The sequence below is a fragment of the Actinokineospora sp. NBRC 105648 genome, assembly GCF_030269645.1.
Classification (GTDB): Bacteria; Actinomycetota; Actinomycetes; order Mycobacteriales; family Pseudonocardiaceae; genus Actinokineospora.
The window spans coordinates 17469-36351 of record NZ_BSTR01000055.1 but is presented as its reverse complement, the minus strand read 5'-3'; the positions used below and the strand labels follow the sequence as shown (position 1 = coordinate 36351).

Sequence of the window (18883 nt, the reverse complement as noted above, 5' to 3'; positions counted from 1 at the left end):
GGTTGTCAAGCCGCAGCCGGGGCGGTAGCGGGTTCGGGGTGTCGGTAGTTGGTCTTGTTTCGGAGCATGGCGAACAGGACGTCGCAGCGGCGGCGGGCCAGGCAGATGAGTGCGGCGTTGTGTTTCTTTCCCTCGGCTCTCTTCCTGTCGTAGTAGGCCCGGCTGGTGGGGTCGGACAAGGCTGCGAACGCGGCGAGGAAGAAGGCCCGTTTGAGCTTGCGGTTGCCGGTGCGCGCGGGGTGCTCGCCCTTGATGGAGGTGCCGGAGCTGCGGGTGACCGGGGCGATGCCTGCGTAGGCGGCCAGGTGGGCGGCGCTGGCGAAGTTGGATGCGTCGCCGATCTCGAGCAGGATCCGGGCGGAGGTCCTGACTCCGATGCCGGGCATCGAGGTCAGGACCCTGGCGAGAGGGTGCGCATCGAGTATCCCCTCGACCTCGCTGGCGACCTGTTTGCGTTGCTGGAGCACGGTTTTCAAGTTGTCGGCCAGGCGGGGCAGCACGGTGTCGGCCGCGGCGGTGCCCGGGACGGTGACGGTCTGTTCGTCCAGCGCGGCCAGGATCACCGCGACGAGCTTGTCGCCCATCCTTGGTGCGTGCGCGACCGCTATCGCGGTGAGCTTGCGTCGACCGGCGGCGCGGATTCCGGTGGGGCCGCCGCAGCGGGACAGGATCTCCAGCACCGCGGGGTGGGCGATCTTCGGGCCGATGGCGCGTTCGAGGGCGGGGTGGATGCCGGTGAGCAGGCCGCGGATCCGGTTCGACAACCGTGTGGCCTCGGCGGCCAGGTCGTCATCGAAGCCGACCAGCACCTCCAGCTCGGCCAGGGCCTCGTCCCCGACGTCGACCGGCCGCAGCGTGTGTGGCAACGATCGGGCGGCGTCGGCGATGATGAACGCGTCCCGGGCGTCGGTCTTCGCGCGTCCCGGATAGAGGTCGGCGATGCGCCGCATCGCCAGGCCGGGCAGGTAGGCGACCTGGTGCCCAGCCGCGCGGGCGACCGCGACCGGCAGTGCCCCGATCGTGGCCGGTTGATCGACCACCACCAGCAGCGAGCCATGCGCGGCGAGCTTGTCGAACAACGCCCGCAGCTTCGTCTCGCTATTGGGCAGCGGGCCGTCATGCAGCCGCCTGCCAGCCGGGTCCAAGCCGACGGCGTGATGCTCGCCCTTACCCACGTCCAGGCCCAGGAACACCCCGAAACCGCTGCTCATCCATCACGCCGTTCGTTCGTCGCGGGTGGTCGCCGGTCAAGCATCGAGTGCCGGCACCCACGTTACGACGAGACCTACCCTCCGGGCGGCCGTGTCCTTATCAGCGGTCCCTCGACGCCACCAGGCCCGGTGACACCACCCCCCGGATCATGCGTGCGACTGGGGGACAAAGTCATGCCGGACCTGGCGACCACCGCTCCATGATCAGGAGCTACGAAGACGGTAACGGGGGAGAGCACCGCTAAACTTGACCGGTGGTGGGGAATGCCCTTCACCCGCCCTTCTTTCCCACCGCGGTGCTCTAGGGGCCCCACACGAAGCGAGTTCACTAGATCGAGCCCCCGCTCTTACCTGGGCAACGAAGACGGCAACCCCAAAGCGAGTCCTAGATCGAGCCCCGCTTGTAACCCGGGCAACGAAGACGGCAACACAAAAACGAGCCCCCTAGATCAAGCCTGCCCGACTACTTCCAAGCACCTTCCGCGATCGGGGACCGGTCACGTAGAGGCTCCCACCAGACACGGTTCGCCGCGTACCAGCGAATCGTGTCCCGGATCCCAGATTCGAAGTCCACCAAGGGTTCCCACCCGAGCTCGCGCCGGATCTTGCTCGAGTCAAGGAGGTAGCGGCGGTCGTGGCCGGGACGGTCTGGCACCTCGTGCTTGAGCGACGCAGGCAGCCCCAGCTCGTCCAAGACCAGGTTCGCGATGTCCTCCACGCTCGCTTCAATGCCCGTGCCAACGTGGTAGGTCTCGCCCACAGCGCCCCGGTCGAGGACTGCCTCGATGGCGCGGACGTGGTCCAGTGCGTGGATCCACTCCCGGCGGTTGTGCTTCGAGGTGTAGACCGGCAGGGGTTTGCCGTCCAGCGCGTGGGTGGTGAACAACGGCAGCACCTTCTCCGGGAACTGGTGTGAGCCGTAGTTGTTGGCGCAGTTGGTGATCGTGACGGGGAGGCCGAAGGTCTCGTGGTAGGCGCGGACCGCGTGGTCGGCGCCCGCCTTGCTGGCGTTGTACGGGGTGCGCGGGCGGTAAGGCGAGTCCTCGGTGAAGGCTTGGTCGGCGTCCAGTGCCAGGTCGCCGTAGACCTCGCAGGTGGAGATGTGGTGGAAGCGCTGCACTTCCGCGCGTCGGGCGGCTTCCAGGAGACCCTGGGTGCCGAGGACGTTGGTGCGGAAGAACCTCGCGGGGTCCAGGATCGCCAGGCTGTTGTGCGACTCGGCGGCGAAGTTGACGACCACGTCGGGTCGATGTTCGCGCAGGACCGGTTCGGCGTCGGCGATGTCGGCGTGGACGAAGGTGATCCGGTCGCGGACATCGGCCAGGTTGGTCTCGGTGCCCGCGTAGGTCAGGGCGTCCAGGGCGACGACGGTGTCGTCCGGGTGGGCGGCGACCCAGTGCCGGACGAAGTGGGAGCCGATGAAGCCCGCGGCTCCGGTGACGAGCAGGCGCATGTCAGCCTTCCTGTTCGGTGGTGGTGATCGGGGCGACGCCGGGTGGTTCGGCAGCCGCGGTGGCGGGCCAGCCGCGGAACTCGACCTCCAGGCGGAAGCGGTGGCCCAGGTACCGGTGCTCGGACAGCGCGATCGGGCGCTCGTCCGGGCCGAGGGCGAGGCGTCGGACGAGCAGGACCGGGGTGGACAACGGGACCTCCAGCAACTCGGCCACGCGTTCGCCCGCGGCGGTGGCGGCGATGCTCTGGCGGACGACGGCTATCTCATTTCCCTTGCGCCGCAGGGCTTCCCAGGTGCCGGGGTCCTCGGCGTCGGCGCGGCTCACCGGTGCGGCCAGGGCCAGCGGGACCCACTCGGTGACCACGTCCAGTGGTCCCTCCCCCGCCCGCCGAACCGCCTGGACCCGGAGGGCCTCGGTGCCGTCGGGGACACCGAGCAGGTGCGCCACGCTCTCCGGGGCGGCGCCGTAGCCGTACTCGACCACGGTGCGGCCCAAGGGGATCCCGGCCTCGGCGACGGCCGAGGCGGCGTGCTGGAAGCTGCCCAGGGCGAGGGACTGCCCGAAGGAGGCACCGGAGACGACGTACCAGCCGGCGCCCTTGCGGGCGGCCAGCAGGCCCTCGCCGCGCAGGTGTTCCAGGGCGCGGCGCACGGTCACGCGGCTCACCGCGTAGCGGCGGCCGAGGTCGGCCTCGCTCTCCAGCGAACCGCCGGGTCCGTAGTCGCCGAGCGCGACCCGTTCCCGCAGTTCGGCGATGAGCCACTGCGACCGTGAACCTGTCATAGATCTGTATCATACAGGTGCATGATCAAGGCCGGGACGAGCGCCGGGCTAGCCGATCACGCCCGGGTCGCGACGGGTGCCCCGCAGGCCGGCGAGCAGCAGCACCAGGCCGAGCGCGGCCATCGCCAGGCTCATCAGGTAGGCGGTGCGGTAGCCGGTTTCGACGGCGACGCCGAGGAGTGGGCCGGAGATCATCGTCCCGGCCACGGCGGTGTTGGTGAACAGCGTGGTGGCCATGCCGGGCCGGTCCGGCGCCAGCGACTGGAAGTAGGAGATCCCGACGCCCATCACTGCGGCGATCACGACGGCGTTGAGCACCTGGGCGGCCGCCACCTGCCACACGCTCGTCGCCGCCGACATCGCCGCGTGGTAGCCGAGGGCCACGGCGGTGCCGCCGACCACCAGTCGGTGCTGGTTGCCGCGCACGGCCAGCACGCCCAGGCCGATCATCAGCGGGATCTCCAGCGCCGCGCACAAGCCCAGGACCAGGCCCGCGTCGCCCGCGGTGCCGTGCAGTTCCTCGGTGACGAACAGCGGGAGCGTGGTCACCCCGAGCGATCCCGCCGCCTGGACGAGCACGAACGCGGGCACGGCGACCAAGAGCCGGGCAGGCGGCCTGCCCGGCCGTTCGACCGGTGGGCGCGCCGGGCCCGTGGCGGGGTCCGGGAGCAGGACAGCGAGCACCGCGACCAGGGCGTAGCAGAGCGCGACCGTGCCGAACAGACCGCCGAAGCCGGAGGTGGCGACCAGCAGCGCGGCCAGCGGCGGACCGACCACCCAGGACACCGAGACGAGCGTGCGCAGGCTGCTGATCACCAGTGGCGCCCGCGCCGAGCCGGAGTCCTGCACGACCTGCCGGGCGTAGGCGAACACCTGGGGCATCAGGGCGAAGGTGATCGCCACCAGCGTGGTCGACACCGCGAGCAGCAGCCAGTAGTCGCGGACCACGGCGTAGAGCGCGTACCCGCAGGCCCCGGCCACGCCGCCGACCACGAGCAGCGTCCGGCGGATCGCCCGGGTGTCGGACAGCCGCCCGACCAGGGTGCTCAGCACGACGCCGGCGACCGGCCCGGCGAGCAGGAAACCGCCCAGCGCCACCGGGTCGGCGCCGACCTCGCGGGTGAGGAACAGCGACAGGAACGGGACCGCCAACGAGGTGGCCACCCCGACCGCGACGCTGGTCGAGGCCAGCGGGACCAGCGGTCTGCGGCGCACCCGGGCGGCCAACGTGATCGGTTCAGTCACCCGGTCATCCTCCGGGTGCCACCCGCTGCCCCGTCAAGCCGGTTCCCGGGATCCGGTCAGGTGAGCGCGCGCACATAACGCCCGGTCACGACGTCCTGCAGCCAGTGGCCGACGGGACCGGCGAGCCTGGCCAGCGCCGTCGCGGGGCGGGAGAAGGCAAGGATGGTGAAGGTGATCCCGTCGTCTCGGTGGTCGAGTAGGAACGCCTCCTCACCGCACTCCGGGTGGCCGGGCAGGGTGCCGTAGGCGAAGCCCCGCCTGCGCGGCTCGTCGACCACGTGGACCACCCGGCAGGGCGCCGTGAGCGGACCGATCCCCAACTCGACCACGGCACCGGCCACGACGATCTCGTCGGAGGCGGTGACCTGGAGCCCCGCGCGGAGCTGCACCCGCCAGGCGAAGAGGTCGCGCGCTGCCCGGTCGAAGTCCACGGTGGTGGGCAACCGGACGACGCGGTGGGTGATCCGGTAGCCCGGCGGCAGGTCTCCGGTAGTGCGGCCCACCTCGGGGTAGGTCAGCTCGGCGGCTCGCAGCCGCGCCGCTCGATCGGGTTCCAGTCGTCGCACCCCCGCATTGTGCGCCGGGGTACTCAGGGGTGGCGTTCCTGCCGCTGCTGGTCGGCCAGGCGCAGGACCTCGACGTAGAGCGGGGACCGCGGGTCGACCCCCCACTGGTGCAGGTAGACCAGCAGCTGGTTCAGGACCGTGTCGTACTCCACCAGCAGCCCGCTGTTCGGCTTGGTCAGCTCGGCGAGGTGCAGCAGGTGGTCGAAGGTGGCCTCGTCGATCTTCCCGGCGTTGCGGAAGCTCATGGCGTAGCCCTCGAGCTTGCCGCGCATGGTGTAGTCCAGCTTGCCGCTGAACAGCTGCTCCTGGTTGCCGGAGAAGCCCTGGTGCGCGGCCAGCAGGGTGCGCAGGTGGGTGATCGAGTCCCGCCGCCGGTCGGTCAGCGCCTTGATGGCGTCGTCGGGCAGGCCGGGCCGCAACAGCAGCAGGATCTCGGTGTTGTCGTAGGTCTCGCCCGCGTCCACGTGGGTCATCTCGTGGGCGAGCGACCCGAGCCGCTCGGTGGAGCCGTGCGGCTGGTTGACCGGGTTGCGCAGGGTGTACTTCTTGTCCGCGCCCGGGTTGGACAGCCGGGTGCCGGGCTGGCCGGTCTGGTACTCGGTGATGTCCTGGTGCGCCAGCACGTCGACCAGGATCCGCCGGGTGACGGCGGGGACGCTCTGGTCGGTGCTCAGCCGGGTCAGGGTCGCCAGGTCGTCGGCGATCACCAGCCGCAGCGTGGGGGCGTCCATGGTCGAGGCGACCAGGGTCATCCACTCGCCGATCTTGGTGTTGAGGAACGCCAGGTCGCCCTCGCCACCGGTGTTGTTCAGGTCGCTCTGGTGCACGATCAGGTCCTGGGCCCGCATCAGCAGGCGCACCTTGTTCGTGTCGTCCGCCGCCCCGTCGGCGGCGATCACCGCCTGATAGATGTCCTGGTGGGCGGCGGCACGCTGCCGGGTCTCCTGGATGACGGCGTTCAGCCGGATGGCGTTGGTCTCGTCGTGGCTCTCGTTGACCAGGTCGTCGACGGCGGCCTGGTGCTTCTTGGTGTCGGAGTTCTGCAGGTAGCCGTCGGCGGCCTGCCGCACCACCTCCAGCTGCGCGCGCCTGCCGACGTAGTTCGCCAACGGCAGCGCATGGTAGGCCACCAGCGCGGCCTCGACCGCCTCGATCTTGTTGCCCCGGCGGAACCCCTTGGTGCGCTGCTTGAACGCCCCGACGGTCATCATCCGCGCGATGACGTCGGGCGCGCCCCCGACGGCGTGCGCGTCGACCGGCCCGTGCATGGCCTGCTCGGCCACGTGCTCCGCCTCGCGCTCGAACCGGTCCGACGGGTCGCTGACCGAGAGCCCGCCACCGGTGTCGGTGCCCGCGACCGGGCCGGAGCGCTGCTGCACCACGTGGGTCAGCTCGTGGGCGAGCATCCGCTTGCCCGCCGCGGACGAGGTGTCGAAGTTGCCCTGCCGGAAGACGATGTGCTCCCGCGAGGTGAAGGCCTCGGCGTCCACCGACGCCGCGGACTCGTGCGCGGTGCGGTCGGTGTGCACGCGCACGTCGGAGAAGTCCGCGCCGAGCCTGGCCTCCATGTCGGCGCGCACGGGTTCGTCCAGCGGACGGCCGGGGGTGCGCAAGACCTGGTGCACCAGCGAACGCTGGACGTCGAGGTCCTGGTCGCCGGGCTCGAGCAACTGGCCCAGGGCGGCGTTCCCGATCATCTTCTGCAGCGCGACCAGCGAGGCGGACGCCTCGACCCGGCCGACCACCGGGGCCTTCTTGGCCTGACCGCCTGCCTTGTCGTCGCGCTTTTCATCGTGTGCGTGCATGCCGCTCCTCGCACTGGCTTGGGCGACTCCAGGTTTAACGGGGTGCAGGTGAGTGGCACAGGCCGAAAGGGGCAACGCGCGGGCAGACCGGCTGCCCGTCGCGGCGGTCCAGAGGCTCCGGAGTCCACCTCGGGGCGCCTGAAGTCCTCTTGGGACTGTCAGAAGTTCGGTGCGGCACTGGTGCTGGCGTTGCCGCCCACGCGCTTCTTCAGGGTGATCTCCCAGCTCTCGTTGGCGCCGAAGGGCTGGTCGAACTTCTGGAAGGCGCAGTCGCGGGTGAACCCGCGAGCGGCCGGGTCCCAGTCGGCGCCGGTCTTGAAGAAGACCTCGTAGCCGCCGCCGACGCCGGTGACGCGGGCGGTGGCGCCCGCGCGGACGTAGACCATGGACTGCGGGGTGGGTGGGGTCCCGGTCATGACCGCGACCGCGACGTCGCTCTCGTCGCTGTTGATCACCTTGAGGACGCCGCGGCCGCGCGGACCGTTGCGCAGCACCATTTCGCCGTTGCCCGCACGCCTGCTCTGCTCGGCGGGCAGCGCCAGCGGGCGCTCGACGAGGGCCACGAACGAGCCGAACTTGTAGCCCTTGCCGGTGAGGGCGGCAGCCCTGGTCTTGAGCTTGCTGGTCTCCATCGTGCTCAGCCGCAGGCCGTCGAGCTGCACCGGGGTCACCCGGGTCGGCAGTCCGCACGAGTCGGTCGGCGAGCCGGAGAAGGTCACCGACGTCGCGTACTCGGAGGCGACCCGCAGCCCCTTCACGACCTCCCGGTGCTGCTCCCCCACCGCCGACGGCGGCACCTGCTTGTCGAGCACGGTCGCCTGCGCCTCCAGGACGTCGCGGAACTCCTTGGTGAGCGCGGTGTAGTCGGTCAGCGCCAGGGTGCCGGCGAACCGGTCGGCGACCGCGGCGATCACCCGGTCGGCCTCGTCCAACAGGACCTGGTACTCCCCCGGCGGCAGGCTCACGGGTGTCGTGGTGGTGGTCGTGGTCGCCTTGGACGTCACCGGACTCGCCGTGCCGGAGCTCTCGCAGCCCGCCGCCAGCACCACCGTCGCCAGCACGCCGACGGCCGTTCCCCACGCACCCCTGTTGCCCATCGAATCCCCTCACCCCGAGCCCGACATCCCGGGCACCAAGCTAGACGATCAAGCTCGGCGTGTTCGCGGAATGGCCGACCGCACACCGAGGGGCGGGCAGACGGACACCAGGTCGGCCCACGACACCAGGCCGCGCGGCGAGAAGCGGAACAGGCGATCGGTCAGCGGGACAGGGCGGCGCAATCGGGTTCGCCGGGCAGCAGGGGGCGGATGAAGACGCGGTAGGTCGTGCCGCGGTCGGTCCACAGGCCGGCGGGGCCCGCCACCGGGAGCAGGCGCGCGGTGGGGTAGGTGGTGCACAGGCCCATGTCCAGCGGCGTGCCGGAGTCGAGCGGGTCGAGCGGCCAGGGCCGCACCTTGGCCGAGTCGGTGGACGTGGGCGAGGCGTTGACGGCGAACGTCGTGGGCGAGTACGGGGTCGGCGGGCCGGTGACCTCCAAGGCGTCCAGGTCGACGGTGACCGCGCGGGCGACCTCCGACCTCTCCGGGTCGGTGATCCTGGTGCGCGCCTGACCGAAGGTCACAACCAACACCGGCGCGTCGGGCATCTGCGACGGGTACGAACGCGCGGTGTCCAGACCTGCCGCGCGGGCGCGTTCGCGGAGGCCGGTGACAGCGGCCTTCGTCAGATGACGGACTTGGGCCGTGGGGATGGCGCCGTCGGTGTCGGCCGGGACTATCAGGGTGCCGTCGCCGTAGAGCGCGAAGCGCGGGAGGCTCAGCCTGCCCGGGATCCCCACGCCCCCTGGGATCTCGTCGACTCGTAGGACGAGGCCGTCCGCCGGTGGCGTTGGGGACACGGGTGGTGCAGACGAGACAGGCGGTGCCGAAGACACAGGTGGTGCCGCCGGTGGCGAGGCACACCCGGCGAGCAGGACGAGAGCTGACAACCACAGGATCCGCACACCGGGAGGACGGGACAGGCCCGCACTCCCGTTGCACCACGCCGACCACCCTGGCCTTCCGAAGAGGACAGTCGTGGTCAGCCCGGTCCATCCGAACCGGTGCCGTCCACGTGCGTCCAGCAGTTCAGGTGGTGGGCGGCGGCGCCGGATCGCTCAGGCGACCGGGGTTGCGAAGATCTTGGTCAGGCTCTCCTCGGTCTCACCCGCGAGCTTCTCGAACGCGATCTTGGCGATCGGTGTGGCCAGCTTGGCGGCACCGTGGAAGTCGATGTGCGCGTGGTAGGTCACCGAGCTGCGGCCCGGCTGGTCGGCCGGTCGCACGGTGATGTCGTCGGTGGCCGTGGCGGTGTCGTTCTCGCCGACGAAGCGCAGGTGGCCGGGCTCGGCGACGGTGAGCCGGTAGGTCAGCTCGGTCTCCGAGCCGAGGAACTTCGAGACGTTGCGCCACCGCGAGCCGACCTGGACGGGGCCGCCGTCGAGGCGCTCGCAGGAGACGGTGCCCGGGTCCCACTCCTCGGTGCGGGAGAAGTCGCGGAGGTAGTCGAGGACCGCGTCGGCGGGCCGGTCGACCGTGAAGGTGCGCTTGACGTCCACCATGGTGTCTCCCTGGGATCGAGGTCTTCCCGGGGTGCCTCCGGGGCGACCGGGACAAACCTCCCGCCCGGTGTGTCGTGTCCCTCGACCCGAGTGCGGTCAGGTGGGCACGGCGGTGCGGGCGAGCGGGACCACGAGCGGGGTGTTGGTCTCCGGGTCCTCGATCACCCGGCAGGGGAGGCCGAAGACGTCGGCGAGCAGGTCGGGGGTGACGATCTCGGCCGGGTCGCCCTGGGCGACCACCGCGCCCGCGCTCATGACCACCAGGTGGGTGGCGTAGCGGCAGGCCTGGTTCAGGTCGTGCAGCACCAGCACCAGGGTGTTGCCCTGTTCGTGCAGGTCGGCGCACAGGTCGAGCACCTCGACCTGGTGGGCGATGTCGAGGAAGGTGGTGGGCTCGTCCAGCAGCAGCACCGAGGTCTGCTGGGCCAGCACCATCGCCAGCCAGACCCGCTGGCGCTGCCCGCCGGAGAGCTCGTCGACCGGTCGAGCCGCCAAGGCGTCGACCCCGGTGCCGCGCATGGCCTCGACCACGGCCCGCTCGTCGGCCGTGGACCACTGGCGCAGCAGGCGCCGGTGGGGGTAGCGGCCGCGGGCGACCAAGTCGCCGACGGTGATGCCCGGGGGCGCGATCGACGACTGCGGCAGCAGGCCGAGCCTGCGGGCGATCTCCCTGGTGGAGTAGGAGCCGATCGGCGCGCCGTCGAGGTGGACGGTGCCCGCCCGCGGCTTGACCATCCGGGCCAGGGCCTTGAGCAGGGTGGACTTCCCGCACGCGTTGGGCCCGACGATCACGGTGAACGAGCCGTCCGGGATGGTCAGGCTCAGGTCCCGGGCCACGACCCGGTCGTCGTAGCCGAGGGTCAGGCCGTCCGCGCGCAGTCGGTCCCCGGTCATCGCGTCTCCCGCCACTGCCTGGTCAGCAACCACATCAGGTACACCCCGCCGACCGCGCCGGAGGTCAGGCCGACCGGCAGCTGGACGGGGCCGAAGAGCCGCTGGCCCGCCAGGTCGGCGGCGGCGAGCAGCAGGGCGCCGGTGAGGGCGGCGAGCAGCACGCTCGGGCCCGCCGAGCGGACCAGCCTGCGGGCCACCTGCGGGGCGGCGAGGGCGATGAAGGCGATCGGCCCGGCGGCCGCGGTCGCCACGCCGGTAAGCGCGACGCCGGTGAGCACCAGCATCAGCCTGCTCTTCTCGGCGGGCACACCGCGGGCGCGGGCGGCGTCGTCGCCCATCTCCAGCATGGCCATCCGCCCGCCCAGCGCCAGCGCGACCGGCAGCAGCACGGCCAGCGCCGTCCACAGTGGAGTGACCTGCGGCCAGCCGCGGCCGTTGAGGCTGCCCAGCAGCCACAGCTGGGCGTTGCGGGCGTCCTGCATCGAGGCGCGGCTGAGCAGGTAGGTGTTGACCGCGGCCAGAATCGAGCTGACGCCGATGCCGACCAGGATCAGCCGGAACCCCTGCACGCCGCGCCGGTAGGCGAGCAGGTAGACGAGCACGGCGGCGACCAGGCCGCCCACCAGGGCACCGGTGGCTACGCCGACCGAGGCGTCCTGGTAGACGAGCAGCACCAGGATCGCGCCGGTGGCCGAGCCGGTGGTGAAGCCGATGACGTCGGGACTGCCCAGCGGGTTGCGGGAGACGCTCTGGAAGATCGTGCCCGCCGCGCCGAGGGCGGCGCCGACGCCGAGGGCCAGCAGCAGCCGGGGCACCCGGAACCGGTTCATCACCAGCTCCAGACCGGGCGGGCCGTCGCCGAACAGGGTGCGCACGACGTCCGGGAGCGGCGCGGGGTAGTCGCCGGTGGTCAGGGTCAGGGCGGAGACGACCAGAACTCCCGCGACGAGCGCGAGCCCCACCAGCAGCACGCGCGGGTGCAGCCGCAGCGAGACGGCGCCGGAGCGGGTGCGCAGCACCCAGCCGGTGAACGGGACCGCCCGCGGCGGCTCGGTGGTCACAGCTGCGCGATCCGACGGCGGCGGCACAGCACGATGAACACCGGCCCGCCGATCAGCACCATCACGATGCCGACCTGCAGCTCCCCCGGCGAGCCGACGACCCGGCCGACGACGTCGGCGCCGAGCACCAGGATCGGCGCCAACACCGCGGAGTACGGCAGGACCCAGCGGTGGTCCGGTCCGGTGATCGCCCGGGCGACGTGCGGCACGGTCAGACCGACGAACCCCACCGGCCCGACCGCCGCGGTGGCGGCGCCGCTGAGCAGGGTCACCGCGAGCGCCCCGACCAGCCGCGTCTCGCCGATCCGGGCGCCCAGGGCGCGGCCCGCCTCGTCGCCGAGGGCCAGTGCGTTGAGCGGCCGGCCGAGCAGCAGCGCGATCCCCAACCCGACCGCGATGAACGGGCTGACCTGCCAGAAGACGTCCATGCCCCGGCCCGCGAGGGAGCCGATCACCCAGAACCGGAACTGGTCGAAGGTCTGCGCGTCGAGCACCAGGACGGTGCCGACCAGCGCGCCGAGCGCCGCGGTGATCGCCGCACCGGCGAGGACCATCCGCTCGGGCGTGGCCGCGCGCCCTGCGGCACCGAGGACGTAGACGAACACCGACGTGGCCCCGGCACCGGCCAGGGCGAACCACACGTAGCCCGCGGGCGCGGTGACGCCGAGGAGCGAGATGGCCAGGACCACCGCCGTCGATGCGCCGATCTCCACGCCGAGCAGACCGGGGTCGGCGAGCGGGTTGCGGGTGAGCGCCTGCATCAACGCACCCGCGAGACCGAGGGCGGCACCGACCAGCAGACCGACGAGCGTGCGCGGGACGCGCAGCTCGCGGACGATGTAGGCGGTCTCGGAGCCGTCGTCGTGCAGGAGCAACCGCCAGACGGTGTGCGGGTCGATGTCCTGCGCGCCAACCAACAGGCTGGCCACGCAGACCCCGGCGAGCGCCACCAAAGCGACGAGCAGGCCGGTGAACCGGACCCCGGCGCGCGGGCGGACGAGCTTGCCGGTGGGGGCACCGCCCTCGACGACCGCCGCTGGCGCTCCCGGCATCCGACAGTCCCCTCTTCCGCGCGCGCCCACTTCCGCGTGCTGGCCGCCCGTGGACAACTGAAGGTTAGGCTAACAATACCCCGACATGATCCACTGGAGGGTCTGGCGCGCCCACGGGGCGGGACGGTCGACGCGAGCGCGGCAGCGCTGCCGACCCTGATCGGTGACCACGTCCCGACTCGGGCTTGCCCTGCCGGGCTCAGGCCTTCGCGGCGGCGGCCACGACCCTGGGCACGATCTTCTCCAGGGCGAACGGGATGCTCAGCGTCGACGGGAAACCCATCGACAACGCCTCCCCCACCTCCAACGGCACGTAGGCGCCACGCCGGACGGCCGGGAGCGCTTGGAAGAGCCGATCCGACTCGACCTGCTCGCGCTCCTCGGCGGTACGGAAGGCGAACAGCACCACGTCGGCGTCGAGGAGCCCGGTGTTCTCCTGCGCGACCACCGCTCGGCCGGCCTGACCGTTCTGCGGGAGCTTGGTCACCGAGTCGGCGAGCCGGAGCCCGAGCTGGGAGAGGAACTGGGCGGAGGCGTCGGTGGGCAGGACGATCGTGGCCAGCGCGCTCTCCGCGTTGAGCAGGCTGAAGGTGAACGTCTTACCGCTCAACACCTTCCCGTGTTCGGCCTTTGCCACAGTGATCTTCGCCTGGACATCGGTGACGGTCTTCGCAGCGACCTCGGACTTCCCCACCGCGGCACCGATCCGGGTGACCCGGGTCTGCCAACTGTCCTCGGCCGCGGCCTTCTCGTAGGAGAGCGTGGGGGCGATCGCCGCCAGGTTGGCGAAGTCCTCGTCCAGGGTGTAGCTGTCAGTGGCCAGGATCAGGTCCGGCGCCAGCCCGATGATCTTCTCGAACGGCAGCGCGTCCCCGACCTCGATCAGCTCGGGCGCCTTGCCACCAGCCAACCTCGCCTCGACCCACGGCGGCAGCCCAGACGGGAAGTTCGTCGCCGTGGTCACCGCGATCGGCACCACACCGAGCGACACGGACTCGTCGATGTCCCGCATGAACCCGACACTGACCACCCGACTCGGCGCGGCCGGGATGACCGCGCGCCCCTCGGCACCCTCCAAGGTCACCGGGAACCCGGACGCCGCAGGTGTACCGGCGCCGGAGGTCGAGACGACGGGAGTGCTTCCGTTGGAACTGCAGGCGGACAGCCCCACGGTCAGCGCACCCGCAGCCGACCCGGCCAAGAACAGCCTGCGGGACAACGGCCTGCGAGACATCTCACCCATGGTCAACCAACATCAACATGAGGCGAGCCTATCCTCAACCGGACCGCAGGCACCACCCCCACTGAGCCGCAGCAGAAGGCTCAGCCCGCTGGCACCCCGAGAGAATCCCGACCCCGCCGGTACCGCAGCGGAAAGGCCGACCCCACTGGTGCGCAACAGGATCCCCACGCCCGCTGGAAGGTGACAGGATCCCAACCCCGCCGGTACGGCAGCGGAGAGGCCGACCCTGCTGGCACCCAAGCGAATCCCGTCCCCAGCAAACCGCAGCGGATAGGCCGACCACACCCGCACGCGACAGGGTCCCGTCCCCCAGCAAACAGCAGCGGTGAGGCCGACCCCGCTGGTACGCAACGCCCGTTACGGATGCTCGATCTAGTGGACTCGCTTCGTGTGGGGGGAGAGTGCCGCTAAACTTGCCATGGGTGGGGATGCCCTTACCTGCCCTTTTCTCTCCACCGCGGTGCTCTAGGGGCCCCACACGACGCGAGTTCACTAGATCGAGCCCCCTATCTTTTCCTCGGGCAGCCCATGTCTACGAGCCACCCGTGGCGTCGACCCCAGGGCGGCACATCTCATGAGCTGCCCGAGTAAAGCGAAGGCTCGATTGGGTGGACTGCCTTCGTGTGGGGCCCCTAGAGCACCGCGGTGGGGAAAAAGCGTGGGGTGAAGGGCATCCCCACACACGGCAAGTTTAGCGGTGCTCTCCCCCCACACGAAGGCAGTCCACCCAATCGAGCACAAACGTAACGGGTCTTGCGTACCAGCGGGCTCGGCATTTAGAGATTGAGGGATTCAGAGATTTGGGGATTTCAAGATCGGGGATCAAAGACGAGGGATGAGGCGCCGTGGGGTGGGGTCTGCTGGTGGCGGCTAGATGCTTGTCCACTTAGGACAATACAAGAGCGCACGACGGAAGAAGTGCTGGTGCTTGGGCACGGCTATCGTCGGCTGATCGGGCCCTCGACCAGTGGGGTGGGACATGAGCGGTACAGGCGTGGTGGCTGCGCTGAATGGTCGCAGGCACCAGGTGGCGTTGTGGGTGTTCCTGGCGATCGTGCTGGCGCACTGGGCTGAGCATCTCGTGCAGGCGGTGCAGATCTACGTCTTGGGCTGGCCCGCCGGCGAGGCCCGGGGGGTGCTCGGGATCCCGTTCCCGAAGCTGATCCAGTTCGAGTGGCTGCACTACGGGTACGCGCTGGTCATGCTGATCGGTCTTTTCCTCCTGCGCAAGGGCTTCACCGGGCGGTCTCGGCAGTGGTGGAACCTGGCGCTGGGGTTGCAGTTCTGGCACCACATCGAGCACCTGCTGTTGTTCGCCCAAGCGCAGACCGGGTGGCGGTTGGGTGGTGGGGCGGTGCCGACGAGCATCATCCAGTTCCTCGTGCCCCGCGTGGAGCTGCACCTGTTCTACAACACCGTGGTCACCATCCCGATGATCGTCGCCATGGTCCTGCACCGCCGGGAACCCTCAACCGGTGCGGAGTCCGAGACCTGCACGTGTGCCCCGCGTGCCGCTGCGGTGGGCGTGTGAGGCTCAGTGCGCTGCTCGCCGTCCTTGCCTGCTGGGCCGTCTTGGCCGCGCCGCCGGCGTTGGCGCATGTAGAAGTGGTTGGGTCGACGCCGGTTGGTGGGGCGCGGTTGGCCGGCGCTCCGTCCGTGGTGAGTGTGCGGTTGTCGGAGAACGTGGGCATCCAGAAGGACGCGCTGCGGGTGGTGGACGCGCGGGGGCAGGTCGTCAGTGACGGGCCGGTGTTCCAGCCCGGTGAGGTGGCCGAGGAGATGGCCGTTCGGCTCCGGCCTGGGCTGGGTGACGGGACCTACCTGGTGCAGTACGCCTTCGTCTCGGCGGACACGCACCCGGTGCGCGGTGGGTTCGCGTTCGTGGTCGGGGACGGGCCGCTGATGAACGCCAGTGGCGCGGTGTCGGACACGACCGACAACGGTTCGGTCGCCGTGCTCACCAAAGTCGTGCGCTGGGTCGGCTACCTGGGCGTCGCGCTCGCGGGCGGCGTCCTGTTCCTCCTGTACTGCCGCCCGCGCGGAACGGCCGATCCACGAGCGCGGGCGTTGATGCTCGGCGGTTGCGCGCTCGCTGCCGTCGGCGGCGTGCTGACCCTGGGGATGGAAGGCGCACACGTCACCGGCGCGGATCTGTCGCGTGTGTTCGCGCCGGAGTTGGTCGCCAACACGCTCGACTCCGCGTACGGGAAGTTGTTGGTGCTGCGCGTGGTCGCCGCCCTCGGGCTGGCGTTCGTGGCGCGACGCCTGTTCGCTGGTCCACCGCCACGGCTCCGGTCCCGGTACGAGAACCTGGCCATGGTGTCCGGGTTCCTGTTGCTGCTCACCTCAGCCGCTGCCGGGCACGCGATCGCCGCCGAGGTCATGTTCGTGACCCTGCTCGCCGATCTCGCGCACTACGGCGCGGTCGCGGTCTGGTTGGGTGGTGTCGTCCAGCTGGCCCTGTGCGCTTGGCGGCCGCAGCCGGAGGAGGACTTGGGCGCGGTCATGGCCCGCTTCTCCTCCGTCGCCAAGGTGTCGGTCGCGGTGATCGTGATCAGCGGCGGGTTGCTCGGCGTCGCCTACGTCGGGTCGGTGGCCGCGCTTGTGGACACGCCCTACGGGTTGCTGCTGCTGGGAAAGCTCGCCGGCTTCGCCCTGTTGCTCGTCCTCGCCGACCGCTGCCGCCGGGCCGTGCGCCAAGGGCTCACCGGGACCTCGGGCAGCACGCTCGTGGGTGTCCGGGTCGGGACATTGCGGCGGGTGCTGGCGGCGGAAGTGGTTGTGGCGGCTGCCGTTCTGGCGGTCGCGGCCGTCGTGGCGACGACCGCGCCACCACCCTGAGCGCGGGTTTGCCCTGCTGTCACTCGAAAGCGGGCTCCTGGCCGGACCGCTCGGCTGCTAGCGTCGAGGATCATGTCGCCGTGCCGAGGGGCCGCTGTGGACGAGCCCGCGATCCGTGCCGTCGAACGGGTGATCGCCGACATGCGCGACCGGCTGGGCGAGTCGCTCACCATCGACGACATGGCGCGGGTCGCGCGGTTCAGCAAGTTCCACTTCTCCCGGCTGTTCCAACGGCACACCGGCGTCCCGCCCGCGCGCTTCCTCTCCGCGCTGCGGCTCGCCGAGGCGCAACGGCTGCTGGCCACCACCCGGTTGCGGGTCACCGACATCGGTCTGCGCGTCGGGTACCACAGCCCGGGCACGTTCAGCTCCCGCTTCAAGCGCCACGTCGGCCTGTCACCGACGCAGTACCGGCTGGCGCACCCCACCGCGAAGGAGAAGTCCATGCAGGAGAACGTCCCCGGTGTCCGGGTGCCGCTGGTGGCCGAGGCCGCCGCCACCGGCCGGACCGCCGAGCTGTACGAACGGGCCCGGGCCGCGACCGGGCTGCCGTTCGTGCCCGACGTCTTCCGGCTGACCTCGACCGCGCCGCAGCTGCTCGAGGTGGTGGTCAGCGGCTACGCGGGGGTGTTCACCGAGAGCGCGCTGTCCCGTGGCACCAAGGAGTTGGTGGCCGCGTGGACGTCCCGCCTCAACGACTGCCAGTACTGCGTGGGCTCGCACAACTGGTTCCTGCAGCAGTTCGGCGGTTCCGCCGAACTGGCCGCGGCGATCGCCGGCAGCTCCACAGTGGACGCGCTGCCGGTGGACGAGCGCACCGCCGCGCTGCTGCGGCTCACCACGGCGACGACCACGGCCAGTGCGGGTGTGGACGATCACTGGGCCGCCGCGGCGGCGGCGGGTTGGAGCGAGCCGGAGCTGCTGGAGGCGGTGTTCTGCGCGTCCCTGTTCACCTTCATCAACCGCCTGGTCACCTCGCTCGGTCTCGGCGCGGTGGTCCAGCAGGCCTGAGCGCCCGGCCGCCACGGGGGTGTCCCGTGGCGGCCGGGGTCCTCAGACGCCGAGCTGGTCGGCAGCCAACTGGGTGCCGCGCACCCGGGCCTCGATCTTCGCGAACGCGGTGTCGCGGGAGGTCGAGGCGTCGTCGGCGAACGGCGCGAACCCGCAGTCGTCGCAGGTACCCAGCCGCTCGACCGGCAGGTACGACGCCGCCTGCAGCACCCGGTCGCGCACCTCCTCAGCGGTCTCCACCCGGGGGTCGATCGGGTCGGTCACGCCCACGAAGATCCGCTGGTCGTCGCGGGAGTGCTCGGCCACCACGCGCAGCACCCGCGCCGGGTCGGGCTCGCTGGCGAGCTGGAGGTAGAACGACCCGACGTTGAGGGTGAGCAGCTCGGGCAGCAGCTCGGCGTAGTCCACGTCCAGGCTGTGCACCGAGTCCTGGTCGCCGCCCGGGCAGGTGTGCACTCCCAGCCGGGCCCGCTCGGCGGCGGAGAAGCGGTCGAGCACGGTGTTGTTCAGCTCGACGAACGAGCGCAGCAGGCCGCCGGACGGGTCGAGCTTGAGCGAGAGCCGCCCCTCGGTGAAGTCCAGCTGGACGGACGCGGCCCCGGCGTCGAGGCAGCGCCGGATGTCCTGCTCGGACTCGTCGGCCAGGTCGGCGAGGAACTCCTCGCGCGGGTAGCCCTCGATGCCGTCGGCCGGGTAGAGCAGGCTCAGCGCCGACGGCGCGATCACCGCCTGCTTGACCGGGTGGCCGGTGTGCCGCTGCGCGGCCACCAGGTAGGTCGCGGCGTGCGCGCCGTAGCGGAACGGCCCCTCGGTCAGCCGGGGCAGCTGCCGGGTGTGGCCGTCGGCGAACGGGATGACCGCGCCGTCCGGGGCCAGGCCCGCGACGCCGTGCAGCGGGTAGCCGACGAAGCTGGGCTTGCCCTGCTCGCCGTCGGTGAGCACCGGCGAGCCGGTCGCCTGCATCCGCTTGATGGTGTCGGCGACCGCTTGGTCGACCAGCAGCTCGTAGTCCGCCGGGTCGAGCGTCCCCGCCGCGAGCTCGGCGATCCCGTCGCGCAGGTTCTCCGGGCGCGGGACGCTGCCGATCGGCTCGGTCGGGATGGGCATGGTTCCTCCGT

Annotated in this window: 17 protein-coding genes; 3 read left to right on the top strand and 14 right to left on the bottom strand. The window is 71.1% G+C overall.

Annotation, left to right across the window (positions count from 1 at the left end):
* Positions 1–5: 5 nt before the first annotated feature.
* The 13 genes from QSK30_RS31525 to QSK30_RS31465 all read right to left on the bottom strand — a co-directional run bounded on the left by QSK30_RS31525 (position 6) and on the right by QSK30_RS31465 (position 13913).
* Entirely contained in the window at positions 6–1211 is a 1206-nt protein-coding gene (locus QSK30_RS31525) for an IS110 family RNA-guided transposase (RefSeq protein ID WP_285508503.1), read from the bottom strand.
* Positions 1212–1674: 463 nt separating this feature from the next.
* Complete coding sequence (rfbB, locus tag QSK30_RS31520) at positions 1675–2664, bottom strand: dTDP-glucose 4,6-dehydratase (protein ID WP_285508502.1); 990 nt, start codon at positions 2662–2664, stop codon at positions 1675–1677.
* Position 2665: 1 nt separating this feature from the next.
* Complete coding sequence (locus QSK30_RS31515; protein ID WP_285508500.1) at positions 2666–3448, bottom strand: GntR family transcriptional regulator; 783 nt, start codon at positions 3446–3448, stop codon at positions 2666–2668.
* 48 nt (positions 3449–3496) lie between these two features.
* Positions 3497–4693: a sugar efflux transporter gene (locus QSK30_RS31510; protein WP_285508498.1), complete on the bottom strand. Its 1197-nt coding sequence runs from the start codon at positions 4691–4693 to the stop codon at positions 3497–3499.
* Between the two features lie 56 nt (positions 4694–4749).
* The gene (locus tag QSK30_RS31505) at positions 4750–5259 is read right to left on the bottom strand and encodes a DUF1990 domain-containing protein (protein ID WP_285508495.1); all 510 of its coding nucleotides are present in this window, start codon (positions 5257–5259) and stop codon (positions 4750–4752) included.
* Positions 5260–5282: 23 nt separating this feature from the next.
* Positions 5283–7064: an eCIS core domain-containing protein gene (locus QSK30_RS31500; RefSeq protein ID WP_285508493.1), complete on the bottom strand. Its 1782-nt coding sequence runs from the start codon at positions 7062–7064 to the stop codon at positions 5283–5285.
* A 158-nt stretch (positions 7065–7222) separates the two neighbouring features.
* Positions 7223–8161: a hypothetical protein gene (locus QSK30_RS31495; RefSeq protein ID WP_285508491.1), complete on the bottom strand. Its 939-nt coding sequence runs from the start codon at positions 8159–8161 to the stop codon at positions 7223–7225.
* Positions 8162–8322: 161 nt separating this feature from the next.
* Positions 8323–8961 carry a hypothetical protein gene (locus tag QSK30_RS31490; protein ID WP_285508490.1) on the bottom strand — a complete coding sequence of 213 codons (639 nt, stop codon included), beginning with the start codon at positions 8959–8961 and terminating at the stop codon, positions 8323–8325.
* A gap of 258 nt (positions 8962–9219) precedes the next feature.
* The gene (locus tag QSK30_RS31485; protein WP_285508488.1) at positions 9220–9663 is read right to left on the bottom strand and encodes an SRPBCC family protein; all 444 of its coding nucleotides are present in this window, start codon (positions 9661–9663) and stop codon (positions 9220–9222) included.
* 96 nt (positions 9664–9759) lie between these two features.
* Positions 9760–10557 carry an ABC transporter ATP-binding protein gene (locus QSK30_RS31480; protein WP_285508487.1) on the bottom strand — a complete coding sequence of 266 codons (798 nt, stop codon included), beginning with the start codon at positions 10555–10557 and terminating at the stop codon, positions 9760–9762.
* Positions 10554–11618, bottom strand: coding sequence for a FecCD family ABC transporter permease (locus tag QSK30_RS31475; protein WP_285508484.1), 1065 nt, complete (start codon positions 11616–11618; stop codon positions 10554–10556). Before QSK30_RS31475 ends, QSK30_RS31480 begins: the two co-directional genes overlap by 4 nt.
* Positions 11615–12670 (bottom strand): FecCD family ABC transporter permease, encoded by a 1056-nt coding sequence (locus QSK30_RS31470; RefSeq protein ID WP_285508482.1) that lies wholly within the window; start codon positions 12668–12670, stop codon positions 11615–11617. Before QSK30_RS31470 ends, QSK30_RS31475 begins: the two co-directional genes overlap by 4 nt.
* Positions 12671–12869: 199 nt before the next feature.
* Positions 12870–13913 (bottom strand): ABC transporter substrate-binding protein, encoded by a 1044-nt coding sequence (locus tag QSK30_RS31465; RefSeq protein WP_285508480.1) that lies wholly within the window; start codon positions 13911–13913, stop codon positions 12870–12872.
* Positions 13914–14892: 979 nt separating this feature from the next.
* On the opposite strand from QSK30_RS31465, the gene QSK30_RS31460 reads away from it, so the two are divergent.
* The 3 genes from QSK30_RS31460 (at position 14893) to QSK30_RS31450 (ending at position 17765) form a co-directional block, all read left to right on the top strand.
* The gene (locus QSK30_RS31460) at positions 14893–15444 is read left to right on the top strand and encodes a hypothetical protein (protein ID WP_285508478.1); all 552 of its coding nucleotides are present in this window, start codon (positions 14893–14895) and stop codon (positions 15442–15444) included.
* Positions 15411–16754 (top strand): copper resistance CopC/CopD family protein, encoded by a 1344-nt coding sequence (locus QSK30_RS31455; protein WP_352231649.1) that lies wholly within the window; start codon positions 15411–15413, stop codon positions 16752–16754. The genes QSK30_RS31460 and QSK30_RS31455 overlap by 34 nt, the downstream gene beginning before the upstream one ends.
* A 96-nt stretch (positions 16755–16850) precedes the next feature.
* Positions 16851–17765 (top strand): peroxidase-related enzyme, encoded by a 915-nt coding sequence (locus QSK30_RS31450; protein ID WP_502871914.1) that lies wholly within the window; start codon positions 16851–16853, stop codon positions 17763–17765.
* A gap of 42 nt (positions 17766–17807) precedes the next feature.
* Here the strand turns inward: QSK30_RS31450 and QSK30_RS31445 are convergent, their stop codons facing one another.
* Complete coding sequence (locus QSK30_RS31445; protein ID WP_285508475.1) at positions 17808–18872, bottom strand: cobalamin-independent methionine synthase II family protein; 1065 nt, start codon at positions 18870–18872, stop codon at positions 17808–17810.
* Positions 18873–18883 lie beyond the last annotated feature (11 nt).